The organism is Aeromonas sp. 25-AL00135 (assembly GCF_054052385.1).
Window position 1 is genome coordinate 94,482 of record NZ_JBSTYQ010000017.1, and the last position, 9,038, is coordinate 103,519.

Annotated in this window: 9 protein-coding genes and 1 riboswitch; of the genes, 4 read left to right on the plus strand and 5 right to left on the minus strand. The window is 60.1% G+C overall.

Annotated features, from left to right (window positions below; genetic code table 11):
- Positions 1-4 precede the first annotated feature (4 nt).
- Positions 5-1,195, plus strand: a complete 1,191-nt coding sequence (locus tag ACW5XC_RS16215; protein WP_005339218.1) for an L-lactate MFS transporter — start codon at positions 5-7, stop codon at positions 1,193-1,195.
- Between the two features lie 73 nt (positions 1,196-1,268).
- Here ACW5XC_RS16215 and ACW5XC_RS16220 read toward each other — a convergent pair whose 3' ends face one another.
- The 4 genes from ACW5XC_RS16220 to ACW5XC_RS16235 form a co-directional block, all read right to left on the minus strand.
- Positions 1,269-2,393, minus strand: a complete 1,125-nt coding sequence (locus ACW5XC_RS16220; RefSeq protein ID WP_042054386.1) for a 5-(carboxyamino)imidazole ribonucleotide synthase — start codon at positions 2,391-2,393, stop codon at positions 1,269-1,271.
- Complete coding sequence (purE, locus tag ACW5XC_RS16225) at positions 2,390-2,899, minus strand: 5-(carboxyamino)imidazole ribonucleotide mutase (protein WP_042054387.1); 510 nt, start codon at positions 2,897-2,899, stop codon at positions 2,390-2,392. Before purE ends, ACW5XC_RS16220 begins: the two co-directional genes overlap by 4 nt.
- Positions 2,900-2,962: 63 nt before the next feature.
- Positions 2,963-3,265 carry a P-II family nitrogen regulator gene (locus ACW5XC_RS16230; protein ID WP_005321666.1) on the minus strand — a complete coding sequence of 101 codons (303 nt, stop codon included), beginning with the start codon at positions 3,263-3,265 and terminating at the stop codon, positions 2,963-2,965.
- Between the two features lie 4 nt (positions 3,266-3,269).
- The gene (locus ACW5XC_RS16235) at positions 3,270-4,196 is read right to left on the minus strand and encodes a sodium-dependent bicarbonate transport family permease (protein ID WP_042054388.1); all 927 of its coding nucleotides are present in this window, start codon (positions 4,194-4,196) and stop codon (positions 3,270-3,272) included.
- Positions 4,197-4,305: 109 nt separating this feature from the next.
- Here ACW5XC_RS16235 and nhaR point away from each other — a divergent pair, with 109 nt between their 5' ends.
- From nhaR to murI, 3 genes are all read left to right on the plus strand, one after another.
- A complete protein-coding gene (nhaR, locus tag ACW5XC_RS16240) occupies positions 4,306-5,208 on the plus strand; it encodes a transcriptional activator NhaR (protein WP_042054389.1) in 903 nt (300 codons plus the stop codon).
- 35 nt (positions 5,209-5,243) lie between these two features.
- Positions 5,244-5,421: riboswitch (cobalamin riboswitch) on the plus strand.
- A gap of 52 nt (positions 5,422-5,473) precedes the next feature.
- Positions 5,474-7,339, plus strand: a complete 1,866-nt coding sequence (locus ACW5XC_RS16245; RefSeq protein ID WP_042054390.1) for a TonB-dependent receptor domain-containing protein — start codon at positions 5,474-5,476, stop codon at positions 7,337-7,339.
- A gap of 110 nt (positions 7,340-7,449) precedes the next feature.
- On the plus strand, positions 7,450-8,253 hold the full coding sequence (gene murI, locus ACW5XC_RS16250; RefSeq protein ID WP_042054392.1) for a glutamate racemase: 804 nt from the start codon (positions 7,450-7,452) through the stop codon (positions 8,251-8,253).
- Positions 8,254-8,260: 7 nt separating this feature from the next.
- Here murI and ACW5XC_RS16255 read toward each other — a convergent pair whose 3' ends face one another.
- Entirely contained in the window at positions 8,261-8,665 is a 405-nt protein-coding gene (locus ACW5XC_RS16255) for an RNA recognition motif domain-containing protein (protein WP_236727580.1), read from the minus strand.
- Positions 8,666-9,038 lie beyond the last annotated feature (373 nt).

Consider the following 9,038-nt stretch of genomic DNA (forward strand, 5'->3'; position numbering starts at 1 on the left):
CATCATGACCATCGATCTGAATCGCACCCGGTACCTGACACTGATCGGTACCATTATCACCCAGTTCGCACTGGGTTCCGTCTACACCTGGAGCCTGTTCAACGCCCAGCTCTCCGACAAGCTGGACGAGCCGGTGAGTCAGGTTGCTTTCGCCTTCGGCCTGCTCAGCCTGTCGCTGGCGGTCGCCTCCTCCATGGCGGGCAAACTGCAGGAGCGGTTCGGGGTGCGCAACGTGACCCTGGGCGCCGGCGTGCTGCTCGGCATCGGCTTCTTCCTCACCGCCCATGCCAGCAATCTGGCGATGCTCTACCTCTGTGCGGGCATTCTGGTCGGTTTTGCCGACGGTACCGGCTACCTGATGACCCTCTCCAACTGCGTGAAGTGGTTCCCGGAGCGCAAGGGGCTCATCTCCGCCTGCTCCATCGGTGCCTATGGTCTCGGCAGTCTCGGTTTCAAATACATCAACCTGCTGCTGCTCTCCAGCTCCGGCCTTGAGACCACCTTCCAGCTGTGGGGCTTGATTGCGATGTCCATGGTGCTGGTGGGCGGCATGCTGATGAAGGATGCGCCCAAGCAGGCCGCTTCCGTGCAGCAGAGCGAGAGCCGTGACTTCACTCTGGCTGAGGCGATGCGCAAGCCGCAGTACTGGATGCTGGCGCTGATGTTCCTCACCGCCTGCATGAGTGGCCTCTACGTTATCGGCGTGGCCAAGGATATCGGCGAGAAGATGGTGGGTCTGCCTGCTGTCGTCGCCGCCAATGCCGTCGCCATCATCGCCATGGCCAACCTGGGTGGCCGTCTGGTGCTGGGTATCCTCTCCGACAAGATGTCCCGCATCCGGGTCATCACCATTGCCCAGCTGATTACCCTGGCGGGCATGGCGCTGCTGCTGTTCGTGCCGCTCAATGCCAATCTGTTCTTCGTGGCGGTCGCCTGTGTGGCGTTCAGCTTCGGTGGTACCATCACCGTCTACCCCTCGCTGGTGAGCGACTTCTTCGGTCTCAACAACCTGACCAAGAACTACGGCGTCATCTATCTGGGCTTTGGTCTGGGCAGCATCATCGGCTCCATCGTGGCCTCCCTGTTTGGCGGCTTTATGGCGACCTTCCACTTGATCCTGGTGTTGCTGGTGGTGGCGCTGGTGCTCTCCCTCACCATCCGCCTGCCGGCACCGGTAGCGGTCGAGCGGGCCTGATAAGTCTCCCTGCCACAGCAAGCAAAAGCAAAGACCCGGGCCATGCCCGGGTCTTTGCATTTCCGATGGTCGATCAGCGCGGCGCTAGCCCCAGCAGCTGGCGGGCCTGACGGCAGCTCTCTTCCACCATTGACCAGTCGTCACCGGTCACCGTGATATGGCCCATCTTGCGGCCGGGGCGGGGTTCGCCCTTGCCATAGAGGTGCAGATGCAGGACGGGCAGCGTCAGCAGGGCGGCCCAGTCTGGCGTGCCGTTTTGCCAGAGATCCCCCAGCAGGTTGATTAACAGGGCGGGACGCACGGCGATCTGCTCTGGCAGCGGCAGATCGCACAGGGCCCGCACCTGCAGCTCGAACTGGCTGTATGCGGCGTTATCGAGGCTGGGGTGACCCGAGTTGTGGGGGCGGGGCGCCAGCTCGTTGACCAGCAATCGACCTTCCACCAGAAAGAACTCCACCGTCAGCACCCCGACATAATCGAGGGCGGCGATGATGTGTTCGGCGATCCCTTTGGCCTCGCTCTCCAGCACCGGCACATTGGCCGGGGAGCGGGTCTGATCGAGAATGCCGCCGCAGTGCCAGTTCTGCACCAGTGGCAGGGAGCTGATGGCGCCGCTCGGGCTGCGGGCCAGGGTCAGGGCAAACTCCCCCTCCAGCGCCAGCCGTTTTTCCAGCACGCAGGGCACGCCACTGGCTGCCAGTGCCGTCGCCAGCTCATCCAGATCGCTCACCTGCCACTGCCCCTTGCCGTCGTACCCCTCGCGGGCCGTCTTGAGAATGGCGGGGAAGATTTCGCTGGCCTGTGCGGGGATGGGCGCTTCCGGCAGTAGCGCCAGATAGGGGGCGATCGGGATGTCAGCACCGCGCAGAAAGGCTTTCTCCTCGCGGCGATCCTGACAGATGCGCACCGCGCTGGCGCCTGGGCGCACCGGCTTGTGTTTTTCGAGCAGCGCGAGGGTGGCGGCTGGCACATTTTCGAACTCGCAGCTGATGGCGGCGCAGCGGCTGGCCAGCTCGAGCAGGGCGGTCTGGTCGTCATAGGGGGCGACAATATGGTGATCGGCTGCGGCACCGGCGATGCTGGCCGGATCGGGATCCAGTACCACCACCTTGTAGCCGAGGCGGTGGGCGGCCATCACGAAGTAGCGGCCAAGTTGGCCGCCCCCCAGCATGCCGAGGGTGGCGGGTGGCACTATCATGTCGGCTCCTCCAGTTGCAGCGCCAGCACCCGGTCGCGCTCGTGGGTACGGAAGTCGTCGAGCTGCTGCCGGTAGCGGGGGGCGTCGTCATCTCGGGCGACCGAGAGCAGAGAGACCGCGAACAGGGCGGCGTTGGCGGCCCCCGCCTCGCCGATGGCGAAGGTGGCGACCGGCACCCCCTTGGGCATCTGCACGATGGAGAACAGGGAGTCCATCCCCTTGAGATGACGGGAGGGGATGGGCACCCCCAGCACCGGCAATGTGGTCTTGGCGGCGACCATACCCGGCAGGTGGGCGGCACCACCGGCCCCGGCGATGATGGCGCGCAGGCCGCGCTCGCGGGCAGTGGCGGCATACTCGAACAGCAGATCCGGGGTGCGATGGGCCGAGACCACCTGTGCCTCGTAGGGCACGCCGTGCTCCTTGAGGATGCGGGCGGCGGCCTGCAGCACGGGCCAGTCGGAGTCGGAGCCCATTACCAGGCCGATCAGCGGAGGGGTGTTCATGTGTATTTGTTCCTTGCTGTTAAACGTTTGCTTTTGGTAAACAAAAAGAGCCGGCAAGCCGGCTCAGAATTTCTCGGGTCGCACGATTTCGACCGGTTGCAGAAAGGCGATCATGGCGTAGTCGGGGTAGTAGCGACTCTGCAGGTGGGCCAGCAGCCGCTCTGCCTGCTCCCGACTGCAGATCGCCTCCAGCCGGATGTTGCCGCTCTCGCTCCAGCTGGCGTTGCGCTCGCCATGATCCCCCCGGCCGCGGGCATCTGTGATGGTGTAGCCGCGCAGCCCCTCGCGGGTGAGGGTGCGCAGCAGGGTCGGCTCCAGATTGGCTTCCGTAATGACGGTCAGCAGGGTGCGGGTCTCGGTCTGCATGTGGCTACTCCGTGAAGTGGCGGGCCCAGCTGTGGTAGAGCGGGATCCCCAGCATGATGTTGAACGGGAAGGTGACCCCCAGCACGGCGCTGAGGGACAGCCCCGGGTTGGCCTGAGGCACGGCGATGCGCATGGTAGCCGGCACGGCAATATAGGAGGCGCTGGCCGCTAGGGTAGCCAGCAAGGTCAGGCCGCCGAGAGAGAGGCCCATCAGCTGGCCAGCCGCCAGCCCCAGTCCCGCCGAGGCGAGCGGCATCAACAGGGCGAAGCCGAGCAGGAACAGGCCGTGGCGGCGCAGATCCTGACACTGACGGGCGACGATCAGGCCCATCTCCAGCAGGAACAGCGCCAGCGCTCCCTTGAACAGGTCGACAAACAACGGTTTGAGCGGGGCAATTCCGTCCGGCCCGGCCAGATAGCCGATGGCCATGCCGCCCAGCAGCAGGGTCACCCCTTTGCCGAGGAAGGTCTCGTGGGCCAGCATGCGCCAGCGGGTCTCGCGACTGATGCCGCGGGCCAGCACTATGCCCACCAGAATGGCGGGGATCTCCATCACCGCGAGGAAGATGGAGAGCTGGGATTCAAAGCTGATGCCTCGCTCGGTGAGCCAGTTAACCCCGACCGCAAAGGTGGCGACGCTGACCGAACCATAGTGGGCGGCGGTGGCGGCGGCATCGACCCGGTTCATCTTGAGGCGCAGCACGGCAAAGCCGAGCAGGGTCTGCACCACGCCGAGCAGGATCACTAGCGCCAGTTGTGGCATCAGAGGTTGCAGGGATTGCTGGGCCAGACCGACGCCGCCCTTGAGGCCGATGGCCAGCAGCAGAAAGAGGGAGAGGGTGTCGTAGAGGGCAGGCGGCAGTTTGAGCTCGGAGCGCACCAGACCGGCCAGCAGACCAAACAGAAAGAAGAGTACAACAACGTCCAGCATGATGGTTCGCAGGGCAGTTCAGATAATGGTTGCATGCTAGAGCCCGCAATGTTTCGATAAAATCAGATTCTCGCTGATGGTTGTTCGGTAAAAACTGATAGGGAATGGCATGCTCAACTACAAACAGCTCTACTACTTCTGGCATGTGGCGCGCAGCGGCAGCGTGACGCAGGCCGCCGAACAGCTGCATCTCACGCCGCAGACCATCAGCGGTCAGGTGGCCGAGCTGGAGCAGTCCCTCGGGGTGGCGCTGTTCAACCGGGTGGGGCGGCGTCTGGTGCTGACCGCTGCGGGTCGGCAGGCGCAGGAGCAGGCGGGGGCGATTTTCTCGCTCGGCGCCGAGCTGGAGCACACCCTGCGCCACGCCAGTCAGGAGCTGACCATGCAGGTGGGGATCGCCGATTCGGTACCCCGCACCCTGGCGTTCGAGCTGCTGGCTCCCGCCATGGCGCTGGCGACCCCGCTGCGGTTGGTATGCCACGAGGAGCGGGCCGAGCAGCTGTTCAGCGAGCTGGCCCGTCACAAGCTCGACATGGTGCTGATCGATCGCCCGCTCCCTCCCGACAGCGGCGTGCGTGGCTATAACCACGAGCTGGGGCGCAGCCCGCTGGCGCTGTTTGCCAGCCCGGAGCTGGCGGCGCGGGCGCGGGACGGCTTTCCCGCCTCGCTGGAGGGGTTGCCGTTGCTGATCCCCGGAGAGAAGTCTGCCACTCACGATCGGCTGCTGGAGTGGTATCGCCAGCAGGGCATTCATCCCCATCTGGTGGGGCAGTTTGATGACTCCACCCTGATGAAGTCGTTTGGCAAGGCGGGGATGGGCATTTTCCCGGCACCGCTGGCGATGGCTGACGAGATTGGCCGTCTCTACGGGGTGGAACGGATTGCAACCCTCACCGACGTCACACTCTCTTACTATCTGGTCTCGGCAGGGCGCCATCTCTCCCATCCCGGGGTGCAGGCGGTAATGGAGGGGGCCCAGCGGCGGCTGGCAGCGCTGGCTGGTAATAAATAGAAATCTGGATGGCTATACATCCAGCTTGGCTCTGCCTATAATCCTCCCGCTTTGGCGCATCATGCTTAATAGGGAATCCGGTGAAAATCCGGAGCTGGCGCGCAGCGGTAAGGGGGAACGAAGCGACATCAGGGCACTGCCGTCAGGCGGGAAGCCGTCGCCGTAGGCCATTAGCCCCCGAGCCCGAAGACCTGCCAGAGTTCGTATTTCGGGCCGAGAGAAACCGGCCACGAAGTAGATACTTACGCGAACTTAAGGATCTCTCATGTCGAAGAAATTTCTGGCGGCTGCCCTGTTGCCGACGGCGGCGTTTGCCCAAACCACCATCCCCATCAATCCAACTCTGGTCATTACGGCCAACCGCGTGGAACAACCGGTCAGCTCGGTGCTGGCGCCCGTTGTGGTGATCGATCGTGCCGAGATCGAATCTCGTCAGGTTCAGAGTTTGCCCGAACTGCTGAAAACCCTGCCTGGTGTGCAGATAGCGACACTGGGAGGCCGGGGTCACATCAGCAGCCTGTTTATCCGTGGAACCAACTCCAACCACTCGCTGGTTTTGATGAATGGTCGTCCGATTGCAGCCATGGTGGCGGGTACGCCTGATCTCAGCCAAATCCCGCTCGGCAATATCGAGCGCATCGAGTATATCCGTGGCCCACGCGCGGCGGTGTATGGCTCCGATGCCATTGGCGGCGTTATCAACCTCATCACCAAAACATCCGCCAAGAATGGCAGCGAGACACACCTGAAGGGCGGTGCTGGCAGCCATGGCTATGGTCAGGGCGAGCTCAAAACGGTTCAGTCATTGGGTCAAAAAACCGATATGAACATGCTGATCGGCTACGAGCGTACCGATGGTTTTGATATTAAGGCGCAAGATGGCTCTACCCCTATACAGCCTGATCGGGATGGGTTTGCTGGTTTGAATGGCCAGATTGGTCTGAATCACCGTTTCAATGATGCTTGGAGTGCCGACATTAACGCGCAGGGTTATAACAACCTCACTGATATAGATGGTGGTGAAGACTGGCTTGCGCCCGGCGTTCCATCATCAGATCAAAGTCGGGTTCAGGCTTTCCAATATGACGGTGGTCTTAAGTTCCAGAGTAAGGATCTGATCAGTCGATTTGAAGCCAGTTACGGTGAGAACAAGCTGAAGAACTGGCTGGAGAGTAATGGGGAAGAGACTGGCCAGCCCATTCATACAGGTTTGACACGCTTATCCTGGATCAATAGCTGGAGTGGTATTGAAGGGGTCAGCCTGACAGGCGGTGCAGATTGGCAGCGTGAGGAGATGAAGTCAGACTCTCGAGGGTCTAATAAAGCTTTCAATTCCCCCGACCGCGACAATACCGGTCTGTTTGCCGTAGGGAGCTACCGTTGGCAGGCGCTGCTGTGGGAGCTGTCAGGTCGTACCGATGACAACCAGCAATATGGTCGTCACAACACTTGGTCTGCCGCCAGCGGGCTGGATATCGATGAGAACCATAATGTCCGGTTGAGTTACGGTACTGGCTTCAAGGCCCCCACCTTCAACCAGCTCTATTATCCAGGGTCTGAGAATCCGACACTCAAGCCGGAAGAGAGCAAAAACCTGGAGTTGGGCCTGTCAGGTCGCTATTCGGCCTGGGATTGGTCTGTGAATCTGTATCGCAACCGCATCGATAATCTGATTTATTGCCTGACCAGCATGAGCTACACCTGCAACCCCAAAAATACCACGGCGGATATCAAAGGAGTGGAAACGGAGCTCGGCATCGACACCGGACCTGTGCATCATCGTTTGAGCTACGACTACACCAGAGCCAAAGATACGGGTAATCAGGATTTGCAGCTGCTGCGTAGAGCTGAACATAAAGGCAGCTGGATCGCAGATACCCGATTCGATGCCGCAACACTAACTGCTGAACTGCTCTATGTGGGCAAGCGCTATGACAACAACTGGGCGACTAGCCAGCGGGTGGAACTCAGTGCCTATACGCTGTTGAACCTGGCTACCAGTTACGAGGTGACTCAGCAATTTACCTTGGGTGGGCGTATAGATAACTTGTTCGATCGTGATTACGCCCCTGCCTATGGTTATGCCTCACCGGGTACCGAGTTCAAAGTGACTGCCGATTATCGCTTCTGATGCTTTATTCGGTTCATCTTTGAAAAACCGAGGCCCTGCCATTGGCAGGGCCTTTTCTATTGGCGGCAGGCGGGAGTATGATCGCCGCCTTGCACCAAAGGGGAGCTCAAGTGGCCAATATTCTCGTGTTTGATTCCGGTATGGGTGGCCTGACCATCTACCGCGAGATCCGCCGCGTTCTGCCGGCACACAACTATTTCTACTGCTTCGACAACGCCAACTTCCCCTATGGTGAATTGAGCGAGCCCGCCCTGATTGCTGCCTGCACCCGCTTGGTGACCACCATGGTAGCCCGTCATCATATCGATCTGGTGGTGATTGCCTGCAACACGGCCAGCACCATAGCGCTGCCGGCCTTGCGTGAGGCTCTGGATATTCCCGTGGTGGGGGTGGTGCCAGCCATCAAGCCCGCCGCTGCACAGACTCGCAACGGTTGTATCGGTCTGCTGGCCACTCCAGGCACCGTCAGCCGCGACTATACCCACGAACTGATCGCCCAGTTTGCTCCCGGCAAGCGGGTGCTGCTCAAGGGCACCACCGAGCTGGTTATAGAAGCCGAGCACAAGCTGTCGGGCCTGCCGGTCAATATGGCGCTGCTGCGCGAGGTATTGGCCGACTGGCTGGAAGGGGAGGAGAAGCCGGATACGCTGGTGCTCGGTTGCACTCACTTCCCGCTACTCAATGAAGAGATTGGGCAACTGATGCCGCAATGCATGCTTATTGACTCGGGCAGTGCTGTTGCCAAACGGGTGGCCTGGTTGCTGAACAATGGCGGGCATGCCGCCGTGCAGCCTGTACATATAGAAGAGGTGATTGCCAGGGCTTACTGTACCCGGCTGGATGGGGAGGCCCAAAAACTGACAGCCCCCTTGCAAGCATGGGGGCTGTCATCACTGAAAGAGGTTAGGTTCTGACGAGCGGTTAGGCGTCAGCTTCGCTACCTTCTCTTTCCTCTTTATCACGTTTGTCATTTGCTTCACGCACCTTGAGGGTGCGCTGCTGATACTCTTTATCATTCAAAGCGGCAATCGCTTTGGCGGCATCGGCGGCGGGCATCTCCACGAAACCGAAACCTCTGCGCTTGCCGGTTGCCTTGTCTTTCATCAACCGCACGGAAATTACCTGGCCCTGTTCGGCAAACAATTCGCGCACTGCGATCTCATTGGCGCGATAGGGCAGGTTGCCTACATATAAGGTGCAAGTCTCCTGATTGGCGATCGACTCGGCAACATTAGCCGGGGTTCGCTTCAGGAACAGCGGTACCACGAAACCGCCGATGGCCAGACCTGCTGCAAAAATCACTTCCGCTTTCAAAGAGAACTGCAGGGCCTAGGCAACCAGGTAGCCGACCACTGCCAATACCAGAGCAAGGATTGCGGCCTGCATATATACGGGAAACTTGGATAAATTCATCTTAAAAGACCTTTTGTAAATGAAAGCAAAAAAGGTGCAACACTATATTCACCTCCATGGTAACCAGCTTTCCTGATTGGCGCTACCATGGACCACTCGGGAGAGGTTATCGGCTCCAGTATGGCATTCCCAAGGTCACTAAAGGCGACATAAATGACGCTAAAATGGGAGTGAAATAACCGGATTGTGGATAACATTGTATATATACACTGAATAAGCTGTTTCTAATTGAATAATTTGAAATTTTCGTGATTTTCTTCAAAAAAAGTCTTGTCATCGCAGCGCC

Bases quoted from the DNA above. Each gene is read 5' to 3' on its own strand.
- ACW5XC_RS16215 (WP_005339218.1), top strand. From the start codon at position 5: ATGACCATCGATCTGAATCGCACCCGGTACCTGACACTGATCGGTACC.
- ACW5XC_RS16220 (WP_042054386.1), bottom strand. From the start codon at position 2,393: ATGATAGTGCCACCCGCCACCCTCGGCATGCTGGGGGGCGGCCAACTT.
- purE (WP_042054387.1), bottom strand. From the start codon at position 2,899: ATGAACACCCCTCCGCTGATCGGCCTGGTAATGGGCTCCGACTCCGAC.
- ACW5XC_RS16230 (WP_005321666.1), bottom strand. From the start codon at position 3,265: ATGCAGACCGAGACCCGCACCCTGCTGACCGTCATTACGGAAGCCAAT.
- ACW5XC_RS16235 (WP_042054388.1), bottom strand. From the start codon at position 4,196: ATGCTGGACGTTGTTGTACTCTTCTTTCTGTTTGGTCTGCTGGCCGGT.
- nhaR (WP_042054389.1), top strand. From the start codon at position 4,306: ATGCTCAACTACAAACAGCTCTACTACTTCTGGCATGTGGCGCGCAGC.
- ACW5XC_RS16245 (WP_042054390.1), top strand. From the start codon at position 5,474: ATGTCGAAGAAATTTCTGGCGGCTGCCCTGTTGCCGACGGCGGCGTTT.